This is a genomic window from Sinomicrobium soli, assembly GCF_003285545.1.
In the GTDB taxonomy this organism is placed as follows: Bacteria; Bacteroidota; Bacteroidia; order Flavobacteriales; family Flavobacteriaceae; genus Sinomicrobium.
In genome coordinates this window covers 152,030-169,348 of sequence record NZ_QLNV01000001.1, presented here as the reverse complement: position 1 = coordinate 169,348, position 17,319 = coordinate 152,030, and the positions used below count along the sequence as shown (strand labels likewise).

Sequence of the window (17,319 nt, the reverse complement as noted above, 5' to 3'; positions counted from 1 at the left end):
TATGTGTAAAAAAAATAACGATAACAATTTATTAACATAATTTGTTGGCTCTTCTTTTGTAGTCTATTTATTTAAATAGTGTGTTTTTTTTGTGTTTTACAGGTATTTACGAGGTTTAAATAACAGTCATTCGATGTTTTGTTTTTATTTTTTTATTTTTCTTAAAAATCGAGGTCGTGACAAGAATTGTTAATTTTATGGTAAGAGTGCCTCTTCCGGGAGAAAAGTGTTACTTATTTTAAGGTGTCTGCGCAGGGAGGGCTTTGTCCGGCAGGTGAATTTTAAACAGAGAACCTTCTCCGGAAAGAGAACCGGTATGGGAGGTGTCCTGACGGAAACCTGATTTTTTAAATTTATATCTGAAAGAAAATTAATTGATTATGTTTGAATTATTGGAAAAAAACTATACCTTTGCCACCCTCTAAAAAGAGGCTTTGTTTAAAATAAACATTTATTTGTATAGTAAATTATGCCAACAATTTCACAGTTAGTACGAAAAGGAAGGGCCAGAATTACCAAGAAGAGTAAATCGGTTGCTTTGGATTCGTGTCCTCAGAGAAGAGGGGTATGTACGCGTGTTTACACTACTACACCCAAGAAGCCGAACTCCGCAATGCGTAAGGTTGCGCGTGTTCGTCTTACAAACGGTAGTGAGGTGAACGCCTATATCCCCGGGGAAGGACATAACCTCCAGGAGCACTCGATAGTATTGGTAAGAGGCGGAAGGGTAAAAGACTTGCCCGGTGTAAGGTATCACATTGTGCGCGGTGCGCTGGATACTGCCGGGGTACAGGGCAGAACACAGAGAAGGTCTAAGTACGGGGCAAAACGGCCTAAGGACAAGAAATAGCCGTTCCGTATTTGGCGGGGTGACAGGAATGTTGCCCTGCAAAAGTGTTTTGTCTGAGAGTTTTTGTTAAAAAGTCGAATTACATTTAAAGAAAAGAAATGAGAAAAAGAAAGGCGAAAAAGAGGCCTCTTTTACCGGATCCCAGGTTTAACGATCAGTTGGTGACTCGTTTTGTGAATAACCTGATGTGGGACGGTAAGAAGTCTGTTGCGTTTAAGATATTCTACGATGCTATCGATGTCGTGGAGGAGAAGAAGCAGAATGAGGAAAAGTCTGCTTTGGAGACCTGGAAGGATGCGTTGTCTAATGTTATGCCTCATGTGGAGGTAAGGAGTCGTCGTGTGGGGGGGGCTACCTTCCAGATACCGATGCAGATCCGTCCGGACAGGAAAGTGTCTATGGCTATGAAGTGGCTTATAGCGTTTGCCCGCAAGAGAAATGAGAAGACGATGGCGCAGAAGCTGGCGGCCGAGATTCTTGCTGCGGCCAGGGAAGAAGGAGCGGCAGTCAAGAAAAGGGTCGATACGCATAAAATGGCGGAAGCGAATAAAGCATTCTCTCACTTTAGGTTTTAATAGCTAAGAACAGAAAATAACAATGGGAAGAGATTTAAAATACACCAGAAATATAGGTATTGCAGCGCATATCGACGCCGGAAAAACTACGACTACCGAGCGTATCCTGTTCTATACGGGGGTTAGTCATAAGCTCGGGGAGGTACACGATGGTGCTGCGACTATGGACTGGATGGAGCAGGAGCAGGAGCGCGGTATTACCATTACCTCTGCTGCAACTACCTGTACGTGGAATTTTCCTATGGAAAATGCACAGCCGACTCCGGATACCAAGCCGTATCACTTCAATATTATAGACACTCCCGGTCACGTTGACTTTACCGTGGAAGTAAACCGATCTTTAAGGGTTCTTGATGGATTGGTTTTTTTGTTTAGTGCGGTAGACGGGGTGGAACCACAGTCCGAAACCAACTGGAGGCTTGCCGATAATTACAAGGTGCCCCGTATGGGATTTGTAAACAAGATGGACCGACAGGGGGCGAACTTTCTCAATGTTTGTCGCCAGGTAAAGGAAATGCTGGGCTCTAATGCAGTACCGATTGTGCTTCCTATCGGAGATGAAGCCGATTTTAAAGGTATTGTTGACCTTATCAAGAACAGGGCGGTAGTATGGCATGAAGATAATTTCGGGGCTACCTTTGATGTGGTGGATATTCCGGAAGACATGAAGGAGGAGGTTGAAGAGTACCGCGCAGCCCTGATCGAGGCAGTTGCCGAGTATGATGAGAACCTGATGGAGAAGTTCTTCGAAGATGAAAACTCTATTACAGAGGATGAGATCCACGCTGCGCTCAGGGCTGCGGTGATGGATATGAGTATTATCCCTATGGTTTGCGGGTCCTCCTTTAAAAACAAGGGAGTGCAGTTCCTGCTCGACGCTGTTTGCAGGTACCTGCCTTCTCCGGTGGATAAAGATGCAATAGTGGGGACAGATCCGGATACCGGCGAAGAAATTTCAAGAAAACCTGAAGTCAATGCACCTTTTGCAGCGCTGGCCTTTAAGATTGCAACCGATCCTTTTGTAGGACGGCTGGCTTTCTTTAGAGCATATTCCGGGAAACTGGATGCCGGATCTTATGTGTTGAACACCCGGTCCGGGAAAAAGGAGCGTATTTCGCGTATTTACCAGATGCATTCCAATAAGCAGAATGCTGTAGAATCTATCGCTGCCGGAGATATCGGTGCGGCTGTCGGATTCAAGGATATCAAGACCGGAGATACGCTGAGTGATGAGAAGAACCCCATAGTGCTGGAAAGTATGATCTTCCCCGATCCGGTAATCGGTATCGCGGTAGAGCCCAAGACCAAGGCAGATGTGGACAAGCTGGGAATGGCGCTGGCCAAGCTTTCGGAAGAAGATCCTACCTTTCAGGCGAAAACCGATGAGGCTTCCGGGCAGACGATCATTTCCGGAATGGGAGAGCTTCATCTCGATATTATCATAGACCGTCTTAGAAGAGAGTTTAAGGTGGAAGTAAACCAGGGGCAGCCCCAGGTAGAGTACAAGGAGGCTATTACCGCTTCTGCAGATCACAGGGAAGTGTATAAGAAACAGACCGGTGGACGTGGTAAATTTGCGGATATCGTATTTACCATGGAACCTGCCGATGAAGATAAGCCCGGACTTGAGTTTGTCAACGAGATCAAGGGAGGTAATATTCCTAAGGAGTATATTCCTTCCGTAGAGAAAGGATTCAGGGAAGCCATGAAAAACGGGCCTTTGGCCGGGTTTGAAATGGATGCGATGAAGATTGTGCTTAAAGATGGTTCGTTCCACGCGGTCGACTCCGATTCACTTTCTTTTGAGCTGGCTGCCAAAATGGGTTACAAGGTTGCTGCCAGAGCAGCCCGTGCCGTTCTTATGGAGCCTATAATGAAGCTGGAAGTGTTGACGCCGGAAGAAAACATGGGAGATATCGTAGGAGACCTGAACCGAAGGAGGGGACAGGTAAACAGTATGGACGACAGGGCCGGATCGAAAGTGATCAAGGCAGTTGTCCCGCTGTCCGAAATGTTCGGGTACGTCACTGCATTGCGGACCCTGTCATCCGGTAGGGCAACTTCTACCATGGAATTCTCTCACTATGCGGAAACTCCTTCCAATATAGCTGAAGAAGTGATTAAGAAAGCAAAAGGGGTTGAAGCTTAAACTTTAGGAAAATGAGTCAGAAAATAAGAATAAAATTAAAGTCGTACGATCACAACCTGGTAGACAAATCTGCCGAGAAGATCGTTAAAACTGTAAAGACTACCGGAGCTGTAGTTACAGGGCCTATTCCGTTGCCAACACATAAGAAACTGTTTACCGTACTTCGTTCTCCTCACGTGAACAAGAAATCGAGGGAACAGTTTCAGTTGAGCTCTTATAAGAGGTTGCTGGATATCTACAGTTCTTCATCCAAGACTATTGATGCCCTGATGAAGCTGGAATTACCCAGCGGAGTTGAGGTGGAGATCAAGGTCTGATGATAAGTTCGGAATTCGGGGTTCAGCGGTTTGCGGATAGGAAAACTCATAACTGAAAAAAACATGTCCTGAGCGGTTTGCGAGGGAAAAACGGAAAAAAATGTATTCAGGGTTGAAATATGTTTTTTTGACCCTGAATTATTTTGAATAGATCATTAATTAATAACAATGTGTCGGGTTTCGGAAGAAGGTGAGAACCGGTTTCGTAATCTGGCGGAAAATCAAAAATCAGTATGTCTGGGTTAATTGGTAAAAAAGTGGGCATGACCAGCATTTTTGACGAGAACGGTAAAAATATTCCATGTACCGTGATCGAGGCTGGTCCTTGCGTGGTTACCCAAGTCAGAACCAATGAGGTTGACGGGTATGAGGCTCTTCAGCTCGGTTTCGATGACAAGGCAGAAAAGCGTGCTAACAAGGCCGAATTAGGTCACTTTAAAAAAGCAGGAGTTTCGCCCAAAAAGAAAGTTGTCGAGTTCCAGGGGTTTGAAGGAGAGTTTAAGTTAGGCGATACCGTAACGGTAGAGCACTTTGCCGAGGGAGAATTTGTCGATGTGACAGGGACTTCTAAAGGTAAGGGATTCCAGGGGGTGGTAAAACGCCACGGATTCGGAGGAGTAGGACAGGCTACCCACGGGCAGCACAACCGCCTGAGAGCGCCTGGTTCTATTGGAGCGGCTTCCTATCCTGCACGTGTATTCAAGGGAATGCGCATGGCTGGAAGAACAGGAGCCGATAGAGTAACAGTTGAAAACCTGCAAGTGTTGAAAGTGGTTCCGGAAAAGAATATCCTGGTAGTAAAGGGGTGTGTTCCGGGGCATAAAAATGCTTATGTAATAGTTCAGAAGTAATGGAAGTAGCAGTATTAGATATCAACGGAAAAGAAACAGGCAGGAAAGTCAGTCTTTCCGATGCTGTTTACGGGATAGAGCCTAATAACCATGCTGTTTATCTCGATGTAAAACGTTACCTGGCCAATCAGCGTCAGGGAACGCATAAGGCTAAAGAGCGCGCGGAGATAGCAGGGAGTACCAGGAAGCTTAAAAAACAAAAAGGTACCGGAACTGCGCGTGCGGGTAGTATTAAGTCTCCCGTATTCGTAGGTGGAGGAAGGGTCTTTGGCCCGCGGCCGAAAGACTATACCCAGAAACTGAATAAAAATGTGAAGCGCCTGGCGCGCAGATCGGCTTTGAGCCTGAAGGCAAAAGAAGAAGCCATAGTGGTTCTGGAAGATTTCAGTTTCGATGCACCGAAGACCAGGAATTTTACTTCTGTACTGAAAGCCTTGGGGTTAGAGGATAAAAAATCCCTGTTTGTATTGGGTGGGCCAAATAAAAATGTATATTTGTCGTCACGTAATTTAAAAACTTCAGAGGTTGTAAGTGTTTCAGAATTAAATACTTACAAGATACTGAATGCTAATAATGTGATTCTTCTGGAGGGTGCTCTGGAAGGAATTGAAACGAATTTAAGTAAATAAGAGACCATGAGTGTGTTGATCAAGCCGATAATTACGGAGAAAGTAACCGCGGATAGCGAGGCGAATAATCGCTATGGTTTTATTGTGGACAGAAAGGCGAATAAGATCCAGATAAAGGATGCTGTAGAGGCTGCTTATGGTGTTTCTGTTGAGAAAGTTCGTACCATGAATTACGGTCCCAAAAGAAGCGTTCGTTATACCAAGGCTGGTATTCAGTACGGTAAGACCAATGCTTTCAAGAAAGCCATAATTCAGGTTGCCGAAGGAGATACTATTGATTTTTATAGTAACATATAAGTAAGGTAAGACAAAAATGTCAGTTAGAAAACTAAAACCGGTAACCCCGGGACAGCGATTTAGAGTAGTAAACGGATTTGACGCGATTACTACTGATAAGCCGGAGAAGAGCCTGCTCGCTCCGTTAAAAAAATCCGGGGGAAGAAACAGTCAAGGAAAAATGACCATGCGCTACAGAGGTGGTGGTCATAAGAGAAAGTATCGTATAATCGATTTCAAGAGGGATAAAACCGGAGTGGAAGCTACGGTGGAGTCTATTCAGTACGATCCTAGCAGAACAGCCTTTATCGCTTTGTTGAAGTACAGTGACGGGGAAAAGCGTTATATGATTGCCCAGAGCGGACTTCAGGTGGGGCAAACGGTAGTTTCAGGTCCCGGAAGTGCTCCGGAGATCGGAAATGCCATGCCGCTTTCCGACCTGCCGTTGGGTACGGTGATCTCCTGTATAGAGCTGCGTCCCGGACAGGGAGCAGTTATGGCGCGCAGTGCCGGGGCATTTGCCCAACTGGTCGCCAGGGAAGGAAAGTATGCTACGGTAAAGCTGCCTTCCGGGGAGATACGTCTTATACTGGTGACCTGTAGTGCTACGGTAGGAGCGGTGTCTAACTCTGACCACCAGCTTCAGGTGTCCGGTAAGGCCGGTAGAAGCAGGTGGCTGGGCAGAAGGCCGAGAACGAGACCTGTGGCGATGAACCCGGTAGATCACCCGATGGGTGGTGGTGAAGGAAGGGCTTCAGGAGGACACCCGAGGTCGAGAAACGGAGTTCCTGCCAAAGGATTCAGAACGCGTTCCAGAACCAAGGCGAGTAATAAGTATATCGTAGAACGTAGAAAGAAATAAAAGAGATAACAGATGGCACGTTCGTTAAAGAAAGGACCGTACGTTCACTATAGTTTGGAGAAGAAAGTACAGCAGAATATAGAGTCCGGAAAGAAAACCGTGATCAAGACCTGGTCAAGGGCTTCCATGATTACCCCGGATTTTGTTGGGCAAACCATAGCTGTGCACAACGGTCGTCAGTTTGTACCCGTTTATGTTACTGAAAACATGGTGGGGCATAAATTAGGAGAATTTTCACCGACAAGGTCCTTCCGGGGGCATGCGGGTGCAAAGAATAAAGGAAAAAAATAACAGGAAGCTATGGGAGTTCGTAAAAGACAAAGAGCGGAACAGCTCAAGGAAGCCAGGAAGAGCCTGGCGTTTGCCAAGTTGAATAACTGCCCTACTTCGCCCAGAAAAATGCGTCTGGTTGCAGACCTGGTTCGGGGAGAGAAAGTGGAAAAAGCGCTTGCTATTTTGAAATTCAGTCAGAAAGAAGCTTCGCGGCGTCTGGAAAAACTGTTGTTGTCGGCTATTGCCAACTGGCAGGTAAAAAACGAGGATGCGAGTATAGAGGAAGCTGACCTGTTTGTAAAGGAGATCCGTGTGGACGGGGGAAGCATGCTTAAGAGGCTTCGTCCGGCACCCCAGGGGCGTGCGCACAGGATAAGAAAGCGTTCCAACCACGTAACACTGGTATTAGGAGCTAATAATAACACACAAAGCTAGGAAGATAGATGGGACAAAAGACAAATCCAATAGGAAATCGCCTCGGTATAATCAGGGGATGGGAATCTAACTGGTACGGAGGAAAGGACTACGGTGATAAGATCGCAGAAGACGATAAGATCAGGAAGTACGTTCATGCCCGTTTATCGAAAGCAAGTGTTTCAAGGGTGATTATCGAAAGGACCCTTAAGCTTGTAACCGTTACTATCACTACGGCTCGTCCCGGTATTATTATCGGAAAAGGCGGTCAGGAGGTAGACAAGCTGAAGGAAGAACTCAAGAAGATTACCGAAAAGGAGGTCCAGATCAATATTTTCGAGATCAAGAGGCCGGAGCTGGATGCCAATCTTGTCGCAGCGAGTATAGCGCGTCAGATCGAAAGCAGGATCAGTTACAGGCGTGCGGTGAAAATGGCTATTGCCGCTGCCATCCGTATGAATGCCGAAGGGGTTAAGGTTCAGATTTCCGGACGTTTGAACGGCGCGGAAATGGCGCGTTCCGAATCGTATAAGGAAGGAAGGATCCCGTTGTCTACCTTCAGGGCGGATATCGATTATGCCCAGGCCGAAGCCCATACCACTTATGGGAGGCTCGGTGTTAAGGTATGGATCATGAAAGGCGAGGTTTACGGAAAGAGAGAATTGTCTCCGCTGGTGGGAATGTCCAAAAAACAGCAGGGCGGTAAAGGTGGTGCCAAAAAAGCACGCCGAAGAAAGTAATTTTTTAAAGTAAGGAAAAATGTTACAGCCAAAAAGAACCAAATATCGCAAACAGCAGAAGGGGCGCATGAAGGGGGTTTCCCAAAGAGGTCATGAGCTTTCTAACGGAATGTTTGGTATAAAATCACTGGACTCTTCTTTTATAACAGCGCGTCAGATCGAGGCCGCCCGTGTAGCAGCTACCCGTTATATGAAAAGGGAAGGACAACTGTGGATCAAGATATTTCCGGATAAGCCTATTACCAAAAAACCTCTCGAAGTACGTATGGGTAAAGGTAAAGGTGCGGTGGAATACTGGGCTGCAGTGGTGAAGCCGGGAAGAATCATGTTCGAAGTAGGAGGAGTGCCTATGGATGTTGCCAAGGAGGCATTGCGTCTGGCCGCTCAGAAACTTCCGGTTCGAACCAAGTTTATCGTGGCAAGAGATTATTCAGCTTAATAATTGGATGAATTATGAAACAGTCAGAAATTAGAGAATTATCTGTTGCTGAGCTCCAGGAAAAGCTTGGTGAATTCAAAAAGAATTACGCAGACTTAAAAATGGCTCACGCTGTCACTCCGCTTGAAAATCCGCTTCAGCTCAGAAAGGTGAGAAGAACGGTTGCCCGTTTGGCTACTGAGCTAACAAAAAGGGAAGTAGAATAATCCTATGCTGCTTAAGATGGAAGAAAAAAGAAGATTAAGAAAAGAAAGAATAGGGGTCGTTACCAGCAACAAAATGGAGAAATCCATAGTGGTTTCAGAAGTTAAACGTGTGAAACACCCTATGTACGGAAAGTTCGTGCTCAAGACAAAAAAGTATGTGGCGCACGATGAAAAGAACGATTGCAACATCGGTGATACGGTAAAAATAATGGAGACACGTCCGTTGAGTAGAACCAAGTGTTGGAGGTTAGTTGAAATCATTGAAAGAGCGAAGTAATTATGGTACAGCAAGAAACAAGATTAAAGGTGGCCGATAATACCGGGGCCAAGGAAGTTCTGACTATTCGTGTTCTCGGAGGTACAAAGAGAAGATATGCTTCTGTGGGCGACAAGATCGTTGTTACCGTAAAAGAAGCTACCCCTAACGGAAACGTTAAAAAGGGACAGGTATCTACCGCTGTTGTTGTGCGTACCAAGAAGGAAGTGAGAAGACCTGACGGTTCTTATATCCGTTTTGATGACAATGCCTGTGTGTTGCTGAATCCCACCGGCGAGATGCGCGGTACACGTGTGTTCGGGCCGGTAGCGAGAGAGCTTCGCGACAAGCAGTTTATGAAAATTGTATCATTGGCACCGGAAGTGCTGTAATACATACGTAGAAAAATGATAAAGCTAAAAATAAAATCAGGAGATACTGTAAGGGTTATTGCCGGAGACCACAAAGGAGAGGAAGGCAAGGTCCTGAAGGTAGATCGTGAAAAGAACAAGGCGATAGTAGAAGGGGTGAACCTGGTTTCGAAACACCAGAAGCCCAGTGCTAACAATCCTCAGGGAGGTATTGTTCAGAAAGAGGCTGCTATCCATATCTCCAACCTGGCGCTCATAGATCCTAAGAGCAAGGAAACTACCAGGGTAGGATATGAAGTCAAGGATGGCAAGAAAGTGAGAGTTTCCAAGAAATCCAACGAAGTTATTTAGTTATGGCATATATTCCGAGATTGAAGCAAGAGTACAGGGACAAGGTTATCGCTGCTCTGAAGGATGAGTTCGGGTACAAGAATGTAATGGAAGTGCCCCGACTGGAAAAAATAGTGGTAAGCCGTGGTGTAGGAGCTGCCGTTGCAGATAAGAAGCTCATAGACTATGCAGTAGACGAACTGACAACCATTACGGGACAGAAAGCTGTGGCTACCATTTCGAAGAAGGATGTGGCCTCGTTTAAACTTCGTAAGGGGATGCCCATCGGAGCCAAGGTTACCCTGAGAGGAGACCGTATGTACGAATTCCTGGATCGTCTGGTAACCAGTGCGCTCCCGAGGGTCAGGGATTTCGGCGGTATCAAGGCCAATGGTTTTGACGGTCGTGGAAATTACAACCTCGGAATTACCGAGCAGATCATATTTCCCGAAATAGATATCGACAAGGTCAACCGTATTTCAGGAATGGATATTACCTTTGTGACCTCTGCCGGTACCGATAAGGAGGCAAAATCATTGTTAAGCGAATTGGGATTACCTTTTAAAAAGAATTAAGTATGGCTAAAGAATCCATGAAAGCCCGCGAGGTGAAGAGAAGAAAACTGGTGGCCAGGTATGCTGAAAAACGCAAGGCTCTTAAGGAGGCCGGCGATTATGAAGCACTGCAGAAGCTGCCTAAAAACGCATCGCCTGTAAGGCTGCACAACCGTTGCAAGCTTACCGGAAGACCAAAAGGGTATATGAGGGTTTTCGGTATATCGCGGGTTACTTTCCGCGAAATGGCCAACCAGGGGCTTATTCCCGGGGTTAAGAAGGCAAGTTGGTAATTTTTAACGGGTGGTAAGTTCGCGATGAGACAGGCGAAAACTACTACCGCAAATTTTTATAGATGTATACAGATCCTATTGCAGATTATTTGACGAGAATCAGGAATGCCAGCAGTGCCGGGCACAGGGTGGTGGAGATTCCTGCTTCCAATTTGAAAAAAGAGATCACCAAGATCCTTTTTGACCAGGGGTATATCCTGAGCTATAAGTTTGAGGATAATGCCGTACAGGGAAAGATTAAGATTGCGCTGAAATACGATAAGGCCACCAAAGAGCCGGTGATCAGAAAAATACAGCGTGTGAGTAAACCGGGCTTGCGTAAATATGCGGGCTCAAGCGATCTTCCCAGGGTGCTGAACGGTCTTGGTATTGCCATTGTGTCTACTTCTCACGGAGTAATGACCAGCAAACAGGCCAGGAACGAGAATGTTGGGGGCGAAGTATTGTGTTACGTTTACTAAAAAATAAAGACAAGAAGAAATGTCACGAATAGGAAAGAGTCCGGTAAATATACCCGATGGAGTTACGGTAACCATTAAGGACAATGTCGTAACCGTTAAGGGAAAATTAGGAGAGCTAACCCAGGAAATCAGGGACGTCGCTGTGAAGCAGGAGGACGGACAGGTGGTACTGGAAGTTACCGATGATAGCAAAGAACAGAAAGCAAAGCACGGTCTTTACCGTACTTTGGTCAACAATATGGTGATAGGGGTTTCTGAAGGATATACCAAGGAACTCGAACTGGTAGGTGTAGGATACAGGGCCAGTAACCAGGGACAAAAGCTGGATCTCGCTCTGGGATTTTCGCATAATATCGTTCTGGAACTTGCCCCTGAGGTAAAAGTCGAGACCATATCCGAAAAGGGAAAAAACCCTATTATAAAGCTTACTTCTTACGATAAGCAACTTGTAGGCCAGGTGGCGGCGAAGATACGTTCTTTCCGTAAACCCGAGCCATACAAGGGTAAAGGTATTAAGTTTGTTGGTGAGGTATTGAGAAGAAAAGCAGGTAAATCAGCTTAATAATTAGCATTATGGCATTATCAAAGACGGAAAGAAGACAACGTATAAAAAACAGGATCAGGAAAGTGGTTAGCGGTACGGCCGAAAGACCCAGACTGGCTGTTTTCAGAAGTAATAAGGAGATATACGCACAACTGGTAGACGATGTTAACGGGGTTACACTTGCTTCGGCTTCTTCAAGGGACAAGGATATCGCCGGATCTGAAGGGACAAAATCCGAGATTTCTGCTTTAGTGGGTAAGGCTATCGCCGAAAAGGCGATCAAGGCAGGTGTCGAAACGGTCTCTTTTGACAGAGGTGGATACCTGTATCACGGAAGAGTTAAATCATTGGCAGAAGGAGCCAGGGAAGGCGGACTAAAATTCTAAGAAATTATGTTTCAGAAATACAAAAACGTGGAATTGGTAAAACCCGGCGGACTCGAACTGAAAGATCGTCTGGTTGGCGTACAGAGAGTTACTAAGGTTACTAAAGGAGGTAGGGCATTCGGCTTTTCCGCTATAGTAGTGGTAGGTGACGAAAACGGTGTGGTAGGACATGGTCTTGGCAAATCCAAAGAGGTTGCCGATGCTATTTCCAAAGCGGTCGAAGATGCGAAAAAGAACCTGGTTCGGATTCCCCTTAACAAGGGAACGCTTCCTCATGAGCAGCGCGGTAAATACGGTGGGGCAAGAGTGTATATTCAGCCTGCTTCGCACGGTACCGGAGTGATCGCCGGAGGAACGGTGCGTTCCGTACTGGAATCGTTGGGAGTGTCTGACGTACTGTCGAAATCCCAGGGGTCTTCCAACCCCCACAATGTTGTGAAAGCTACTTTTGACGCACTGTTACAGTTGAGAGATGCCCGGACTGTTGCTGTGCAACGGGGAATATCTCTGGAGAAAGTTTTTAAAGGGTAAACAAGGATAACATGGCAAAAATTAAAGTAACACAGGTAAGGAGCCAGATTAAGCGCCCTCAGGATCAGAAACGAACCCTCGAAGCGCTTGGCCTTAGAAAAATAGGACAGGTTGTAGAGCACGACGCTACACCGAATATCCTTGGTATGGTAAATAAAGTAAAACATTTGGTTTCCGTAGAGGAGGCTTAATTAACAATACAGGTATGAACTTAAGTAACTTAAAACCGGCAGAAGGTTCAGTGCATAAGGACGGAAAACGTGTGGGCCGCGGAGAAGGATCCGGAAAAGGAGGAACCGCTACCCGGGGACATAAGGGTGCCAAGTCCCGTTCCGGATATTCCAAGAAGATCGGTTTTGAAGGTGGCCAGATGCCGTTACAGAGAAGGGTTCCCAAGTTCGGTTTCAACAATATAAACCGTAAGGAATACGTAGGTATTAATCTTGGGAAGCTACAGGAAATGGTAGATAAGGGTGTGATTACCGATACGGTAGACCTGGAAACTCTGGTAACGAAAAGGGTGGTTAAACGTTCTGATCTGGTTAAAATACTGGGTGGAGGAGAACTGAAGGCCAAACTTAAAGTATCTGCACACAAATTTACCGCGAGTGCCAAAGCGGCTATAGAAAAAGCCGGAGGAGAGGCGGTAACCGTATAAGAAAACACCGACCATGAAAAAATTTTTGGAGACACTTAGCAACGTTTGGAAAATAGAAGAGCTCAGAAGCCGTATCGTGGTAACCCTGGGGTTGCTGCTGGTATACCGCTTCGGTACTCAGATCGTTCTTCCGGGTGTTGATTCTGTACAACTCGCCGAACTGTCCAGCAAGACAGATACCGGTTTACTGGGAATTCTCAACGCGTTTACGGGAGGGGCTTTTGCCAATGCTTCCGTATTTGCTCTTGGTATTATGCCTTATATATCTGCTTCGATTGTGGTACAGTTGATGGGGATAGCTGTTCCTTACCTGCAGAAACTGCAGAAGGAGGGAGAGAGTGGCAGAAAGACCATTAACCAGATTACACGTTGGCTTACCATAGCTATATGTGTGGTACAGGCTCCGGCCTATCTCTATGGCCTGGGAGCACTGGGGGTGCCGGAAAGTGCATTTTTACTGGGAAAAGGGCTTGATTTTATCATCCCTTCGGTAATTATTCTCGTTACCGGAACCATTTTTGCCATGTGGCTGGGTGAAAAGATTACCGATAAAGGTATCGGAAACGGTATTTCACTGCTCATTATGGTGGGTATCATTGCCCGTCTTCCGCAGTCGTTTATCCAGGAGTTTGCTTCCCGGGTGTCTGAAAATAATGGTGGGTTAATGCTTATTCTCATCGAGCTTGTGATCTGGTTTGTTGTAATTCTGGCTTCGATCATGCTGGTTATGGCTACCAGGCAGATACCGGTGCAGTACGCCAGGCGGACATCTTCAGGCGGGTATGAGAAAAATGTTTTCGGTTCACGGCAGTATATCCCCCTCAAGCTCAATGCTTCGGGAGTAATGCCTATCATATTTGCCCAGGCGATCATGTTTGTACCGGGTGCGTTGGCCGGATTGTCGAGTTCGGAAGCGGCCCAATCGGTACAGTCGGCATTTATGGATATTTTCGGGTTCTGGTATAATCTTGTTTTCGCATTGCTGATTATAATATTTACCTACTTTTATACGGCGATCACGGTGCCTACCAACAAGATGGCCGACGATCTCAAGAGAAGCGGCGGTTTTATACCCGGGGTAAAACCCGGTAAGGAAACCGGTGATTACCTGGACAAGATCATGTCGCTGATCACCTTCCCGGGATCCATTTTTCTGGCAATTATAGCCATATTACCGGCTTTCGTTGTTAAGATCGTGGGAATGCAGCAGGGATGGGCCCTGTTTTACGGAGGAACTTCGCTCCTGATTATGGTGGGAGTGGCGATAGATACCATGCAACAGGTAAATTCGTATCTGCTGAACAGGCATTATGACGGTCTTATGAAGACCGGAAAAAACCGGAAAGTAGTAGCCTGAGCGTAAATGTTCGGATAGCTTTTCGATCATAAGCAGAAAAATCATAAATTTGTGCCGCCTTAAGAAAAGGCAGTAATTAAAATACAGAAGTGTAATACATGGCGAAACAAGCAGCAATAGAGCAGGATGGTACGATTATCGAAGCATTGTCGAACGCAATGTTCCGTGTTGAACTGGAAAACGGGCACGTCGTTACGGCCCATATTTCCGGAAAGATGCGTATGCACTATATAAAATTGTTGCCGGGGGATAAGGTAAAGCTCGAAATGAGCCCTTACGATCTCACAAAAGCCAGGATCACATATAGATATTAATGGCCGGGCAGACGGTATATGCCGCGTCCGGACCTGAACATTGAATTATCATGAAAGTAAGAGCATCACTAAAAAAGAGAAGTCCCGAGTGCAAAATTGTGCGTCGTAAGGGGAAATTGTACGTAATTAATAAAAAGAATCCTAGATTTAAACAAAGACAAGGGTAATTATGGCAAGAATTGCAGGAGTAGATATACCTAAACATAAGCGTGGAGTTATCTCACTGACTTATATTTTCGGTATCGGAAAAAGCCGGGCCAAAGACATACTGGCAAAAGCTGAAGTAAATGAAGATACTAAAGTGTCTGACTGGACGGATGAGGAGATCAACCGGATCCGTGAGGCTGTAGGTGCTTTTAAGATTGAAGGTGAATTGCGCTCTGAAGTACAGTTGAACATCAAGCGTCTCATGGATATAGGTTGTTATCGCGGTATCCGGCACCGTATCGGTTTACCGTTGAGAGGTCAGAGAACCAAAAACAACTCCAGAACCCGTAAAGGCAGGCGAAAAACTGTTGCTAACAAGAAGAAGGCAACCAAATAATAACGTAAGGTAATATGGCAAAGTCGAATACAAAAGCTGCGAAGAAGCGCAAGGTTGTAGTGGAATCTGTGGGTGAGGCACATGTAACAGCTTCGTTCAACAATATCATCATAGCACTGACCAATAAGAAGGGTGATGTGATTTCATGGTCATCTGCCGGTAAAATGGGCTTTAAAGGGTCTAAGAAAAATACCCCGTACGCTGCTCAGGTTGCTGCCGAAGATGCTGCTAAAATAGCCCAGGATGCTGGTCTGAGGAAAGTAAAGGTCTATGTAAAGGGGCCTGGGAACGGAAGGGAATCTGCCATCAGAACCCTGCACAATGCAGGTATAGAGGTTACGGAGATCATAGACGTTACTCCGCTGCCGCACAACGGATGTCGCCCGCCCAAGAGAAGAAGAGTTTAATTTTATTTTACAATCGGATAGCGGCGGAATATTTTGCGATTATCGAAGGATAAGCCTTAATTCATAATCATTTCGTCGTCATATAATTTTTTTAACATGGCAAGATATACAGGTCCAAAAACCAAGATCGCTAGAAAGTTCGGAGAGCCCATTTTTGGTGATGACAAGTCTTTTGAAAAGAAAAATTACCCTCCCGGGCAACACGGGAATAACAGGAGGAGAGGAAAAAAGTCGGAGTACGCCGTTCAGTTGATGGAAAAACAAAAAGCCAAGTATACCTATGGTATCCTTGAGCGACAGTTCAGGAATCTTTTTGAAAAGGCCAACCGAAGCAAAGGGGTAACCGGTGAGGTGTTACTGCAATTGTGTGAATCCCGGCTGGATAATGTGGTGTACAGAATGGGGATTTCCCCTTCGAGAAGGGGTGCCAGGCAATTGGTATCTCACCGCCATATTACCGTAAACGGAGAGATCGTAAATATTCCTTCATATACCCTTAAAGCCGGTGATGTGATCGGCGTACGTGAAAAATCAAAATCCCTTGAAGTGATCGAGAACTCGCTGGCCAATAACTCGGCGGTGTACGAGTGGATCACCTGGAACACGGAAAAAAGGGAAGGGACGTTCGTTAATATACCGGAAAGACTCCAGATCCCGGAAAATATTAAGGAACAATTAATCGTCGAGTTATACTCTAAATAATAATCAGACAGCTGTCAAACTATGGCAATATTAAATTTTCAAAAGCCCGATAAAGTTATAATGATCGATTCTTCCGATTTCGAGGGGAAATTTGAATTCCGCCCGCTCGAACCCGGATACGGATTGACCGTTGGTAACGCATTGCGAAGAGTCTTGCTGGCTTCTTTGGATGGTTTTGCTATTACATCTGTAAAGATAGAAGGCGTAGAGCATGAATTCTCTACCATATCGGGTGTAGTGGAAGACGTTACGGAAATTATACTGAACCTGAAACAGGTGCGTTTTAAAAGGCAGATAGAAGATGTGGAGAATGAGACCGTTTCGGTTTCTGTTACGGGAAAAGAGCAACTGACAGCAGGAGATTTCCAGAAGTTTATTTCCGGTTTCCAGGTGTTGAACCCGGATCATGTGATCTGTAATATGGAGTCCGGGGTAAACATCAATCTCGAACTTACTATCGAGAAAGGAAGAGGGTATGTTCCGGCAGAAGAGAATAAAAAGGCCAATGCGTCGATCGGGACCATTTTTACCGACTCTATCTTTACGCCTATCAAGAACGTAAAGTACAGTGTGGAGAACTATCGTGTAGAACAGAAGACAGACTACGAAAAGCTGGTTTTCGAAATCATTACCGATGGTTCCATCCACCCCAAGGATGCCCTTACCGAGGCTGCCAAGATCCTCATCCATCACTTTATGTTGTTCTCCGATGAGAGAATCACACTTGAGGCAGATGAGATCGCGCAGACAGAAACCTATGACGAAGAGTCGCTGCACATGAGGCAATTGCTCAAGACCAAGCTGGTAGACCTGGATCTGTCGGTGCGTGCATTGAACTGCCTTAAGGCTGCCGAAGTAGACACGCTGGGAGATCTGGTATCCTTTAACAAGAACGATCTGATGAAATTCCGCAACTTCGGAAAAAAATCGCTTACCGAACTGGAAGAACTCGTAAGTGTAAAGGGATTGAGTTTCGGAATGGATCTGTCCAAATATAAATTAGATAAAGATTAATCCTGCCGCTCCCTTT

Annotated in this window: 31 protein-coding genes; all 31 read left to right on the top strand. The window is 45.7% G+C overall.

Features of this window, described 5'->3' with window-relative positions; all coding sequences use genetic code 11:
- The first annotated feature begins 469 nt into the window (after positions 1–469).
- The 31 genes from rpsL (at position 470) to DN748_RS00680 (ending at position 17,303) form a co-directional block, all read left to right on the top strand.
- A complete protein-coding gene (gene rpsL / locus DN748_RS00830) occupies positions 470–850 on the top strand; it encodes a 30S ribosomal protein S12 (protein ID WP_112369865.1) in 381 nt (126 codons plus the stop codon).
- A gap of 98 nt (positions 851–948) precedes the next feature.
- On the top strand, positions 949–1,425 hold the full coding sequence (gene rpsG, locus DN748_RS00825) for a 30S ribosomal protein S7 (RefSeq protein ID WP_112369864.1): 477 nt from the start codon (positions 949–951) through the stop codon (positions 1,423–1,425).
- A 22-nt stretch (positions 1,426–1,447) separates the two neighbouring features.
- Positions 1,448–3,574 (top strand): elongation factor G, encoded by a 2,127-nt coding sequence (gene fusA, locus DN748_RS00820; RefSeq protein ID WP_112369863.1) that lies wholly within the window; start codon positions 1,448–1,450, stop codon positions 3,572–3,574.
- Positions 3,575–3,585: 11 nt separating this feature from the next.
- Positions 3,586–3,891: a 30S ribosomal protein S10 gene (gene rpsJ, locus DN748_RS00815; RefSeq protein WP_072318085.1), complete on the top strand. Its 306-nt coding sequence runs from the start codon at positions 3,586–3,588 to the stop codon at positions 3,889–3,891.
- 233 nt (positions 3,892–4,124) lie between these two features.
- Positions 4,125–4,742, top strand: a complete 618-nt coding sequence (gene rplC, locus DN748_RS00810) for a 50S ribosomal protein L3 (RefSeq protein ID WP_112369862.1) — start codon at positions 4,125–4,127, stop codon at positions 4,740–4,742.
- On the top strand, positions 4,742–5,371 hold the full coding sequence (rplD, locus tag DN748_RS00805) for a 50S ribosomal protein L4 (protein WP_112369861.1): 630 nt from the start codon (positions 4,742–4,744) through the stop codon (positions 5,369–5,371). The genes rplC and rplD overlap by 1 nt, the downstream gene beginning before the upstream one ends.
- A gap of 6 nt (positions 5,372–5,377) precedes the next feature.
- The gene (gene rplW, locus DN748_RS00800) at positions 5,378–5,668 is read left to right on the top strand and encodes a 50S ribosomal protein L23 (RefSeq protein ID WP_112369860.1); all 291 of its coding nucleotides are present in this window, start codon (positions 5,378–5,380) and stop codon (positions 5,666–5,668) included.
- 16 nt (positions 5,669–5,684) lie between these two features.
- Positions 5,685–6,509: a 50S ribosomal protein L2 gene (gene rplB / locus DN748_RS00795; RefSeq protein ID WP_112369859.1), complete on the top strand. Its 825-nt coding sequence runs from the start codon at positions 5,685–5,687 to the stop codon at positions 6,507–6,509.
- Positions 6,510–6,521: 12 nt separating this feature from the next.
- A complete protein-coding gene (gene rpsS / locus DN748_RS00790; RefSeq protein WP_112369858.1) occupies positions 6,522–6,800 on the top strand; it encodes a 30S ribosomal protein S19 in 279 nt (92 codons plus the stop codon).
- A gap of 9 nt (positions 6,801–6,809) precedes the next feature.
- Positions 6,810–7,217, top strand: coding sequence for a 50S ribosomal protein L22 (gene rplV / locus DN748_RS00785; RefSeq protein WP_112369857.1), 408 nt, complete (start codon positions 6,810–6,812; stop codon positions 7,215–7,217).
- 8 nt (positions 7,218–7,225) lie between these two features.
- Positions 7,226–7,936 carry a 30S ribosomal protein S3 gene (rpsC, locus tag DN748_RS00780; RefSeq protein ID WP_112369856.1) on the top strand — a complete coding sequence of 237 codons (711 nt, stop codon included), beginning with the start codon at positions 7,226–7,228 and terminating at the stop codon, positions 7,934–7,936.
- Between the two features lie 19 nt (positions 7,937–7,955).
- The gene (gene rplP / locus DN748_RS00775; protein ID WP_112369855.1) at positions 7,956–8,375 is read left to right on the top strand and encodes a 50S ribosomal protein L16; all 420 of its coding nucleotides are present in this window, start codon (positions 7,956–7,958) and stop codon (positions 8,373–8,375) included.
- A 14-nt stretch (positions 8,376–8,389) separates the two neighbouring features.
- Positions 8,390–8,581: a 50S ribosomal protein L29 gene (rpmC, locus tag DN748_RS00770; RefSeq protein ID WP_112369854.1), complete on the top strand. Its 192-nt coding sequence runs from the start codon at positions 8,390–8,392 to the stop codon at positions 8,579–8,581.
- 16 nt (positions 8,582–8,597) lie between these two features.
- On the top strand, positions 8,598–8,858 hold the full coding sequence (rpsQ, locus tag DN748_RS00765) for a 30S ribosomal protein S17 (RefSeq protein ID WP_112370083.1): 261 nt from the start codon (positions 8,598–8,600) through the stop codon (positions 8,856–8,858).
- A gap of 2 nt (positions 8,859–8,860) precedes the next feature.
- On the top strand, positions 8,861–9,229 hold the full coding sequence (gene rplN / locus DN748_RS00760; protein ID WP_112369853.1) for a 50S ribosomal protein L14: 369 nt from the start codon (positions 8,861–8,863) through the stop codon (positions 9,227–9,229).
- 15 nt (positions 9,230–9,244) lie between these two features.
- On the top strand, positions 9,245–9,559 hold the full coding sequence (rplX, locus tag DN748_RS00755) for a 50S ribosomal protein L24 (protein WP_112369852.1): 315 nt from the start codon (positions 9,245–9,247) through the stop codon (positions 9,557–9,559).
- A 2-nt stretch (positions 9,560–9,561) separates the two neighbouring features.
- Positions 9,562–10,113, top strand: a complete 552-nt coding sequence (gene rplE, locus DN748_RS00750; RefSeq protein WP_112369851.1) for a 50S ribosomal protein L5 — start codon at positions 9,562–9,564, stop codon at positions 10,111–10,113.
- A 2-nt stretch (positions 10,114–10,115) separates the two neighbouring features.
- On the top strand, positions 10,116–10,385 hold the full coding sequence (rpsN, locus tag DN748_RS00745; protein WP_112369850.1) for a 30S ribosomal protein S14: 270 nt from the start codon (positions 10,116–10,118) through the stop codon (positions 10,383–10,385).
- 62 nt (positions 10,386–10,447) lie between these two features.
- The gene (gene rpsH, locus DN748_RS00740) at positions 10,448–10,846 is read left to right on the top strand and encodes a 30S ribosomal protein S8 (protein ID WP_112369849.1); all 399 of its coding nucleotides are present in this window, start codon (positions 10,448–10,450) and stop codon (positions 10,844–10,846) included.
- Between the two features lie 19 nt (positions 10,847–10,865).
- Positions 10,866–11,408: a 50S ribosomal protein L6 gene (rplF, locus tag DN748_RS00735; RefSeq protein WP_112369848.1), complete on the top strand. Its 543-nt coding sequence runs from the start codon at positions 10,866–10,868 to the stop codon at positions 11,406–11,408.
- A gap of 11 nt (positions 11,409–11,419) precedes the next feature.
- Entirely contained in the window at positions 11,420–11,776 is a 357-nt protein-coding gene (rplR, locus tag DN748_RS00730) for a 50S ribosomal protein L18 (protein ID WP_112369847.1), read from the top strand.
- 6 nt (positions 11,777–11,782) lie between these two features.
- Positions 11,783–12,307: a 30S ribosomal protein S5 gene (rpsE, locus tag DN748_RS00725; RefSeq protein ID WP_112369846.1), complete on the top strand. Its 525-nt coding sequence runs from the start codon at positions 11,783–11,785 to the stop codon at positions 12,305–12,307.
- An 11-nt stretch (positions 12,308–12,318) separates the two neighbouring features.
- A complete protein-coding gene (gene rpmD / locus DN748_RS00720) occupies positions 12,319–12,498 on the top strand; it encodes a 50S ribosomal protein L30 (protein WP_112369845.1) in 180 nt (59 codons plus the stop codon).
- Between the two features lie 14 nt (positions 12,499–12,512).
- On the top strand, positions 12,513–12,965 hold the full coding sequence (rplO, locus tag DN748_RS00715; protein WP_112369844.1) for a 50S ribosomal protein L15: 453 nt from the start codon (positions 12,513–12,515) through the stop codon (positions 12,963–12,965).
- A gap of 13 nt (positions 12,966–12,978) precedes the next feature.
- Positions 12,979–14,322, top strand: a complete 1,344-nt coding sequence (secY, locus tag DN748_RS00710) for a preprotein translocase subunit SecY (RefSeq protein ID WP_112369843.1) — start codon at positions 12,979–12,981, stop codon at positions 14,320–14,322.
- Positions 14,323–14,420: 98 nt separating this feature from the next.
- Positions 14,421–14,636, top strand: a complete 216-nt coding sequence (gene infA / locus DN748_RS00705) for a translation initiation factor IF-1 (protein WP_011710675.1) — start codon at positions 14,421–14,423, stop codon at positions 14,634–14,636.
- A gap of 50 nt (positions 14,637–14,686) precedes the next feature.
- Positions 14,687–14,803: a type B 50S ribosomal protein L36 gene (ykgO, locus tag DN748_RS00700; RefSeq protein WP_112369842.1), complete on the top strand. Its 117-nt coding sequence runs from the start codon at positions 14,687–14,689 to the stop codon at positions 14,801–14,803.
- A gap of 2 nt (positions 14,804–14,805) precedes the next feature.
- The gene (gene rpsM / locus DN748_RS00695; RefSeq protein ID WP_112369841.1) at positions 14,806–15,180 is read left to right on the top strand and encodes a 30S ribosomal protein S13; all 375 of its coding nucleotides are present in this window, start codon (positions 14,806–14,808) and stop codon (positions 15,178–15,180) included.
- 14 nt (positions 15,181–15,194) lie between these two features.
- The gene (gene rpsK, locus DN748_RS00690) at positions 15,195–15,587 is read left to right on the top strand and encodes a 30S ribosomal protein S11 (RefSeq protein WP_112369840.1); all 393 of its coding nucleotides are present in this window, start codon (positions 15,195–15,197) and stop codon (positions 15,585–15,587) included.
- A 96-nt stretch (positions 15,588–15,683) separates the two neighbouring features.
- Positions 15,684–16,289, top strand: a complete 606-nt coding sequence (rpsD, locus tag DN748_RS00685; protein WP_112369839.1) for a 30S ribosomal protein S4 — start codon at positions 15,684–15,686, stop codon at positions 16,287–16,289.
- A 21-nt stretch (positions 16,290–16,310) separates the two neighbouring features.
- A complete protein-coding gene (locus tag DN748_RS00680) occupies positions 16,311–17,303 on the top strand; it encodes a DNA-directed RNA polymerase subunit alpha (protein ID WP_112369838.1) in 993 nt (330 codons plus the stop codon).
- Positions 17,304–17,319: the final 16 nt, after the last annotated feature.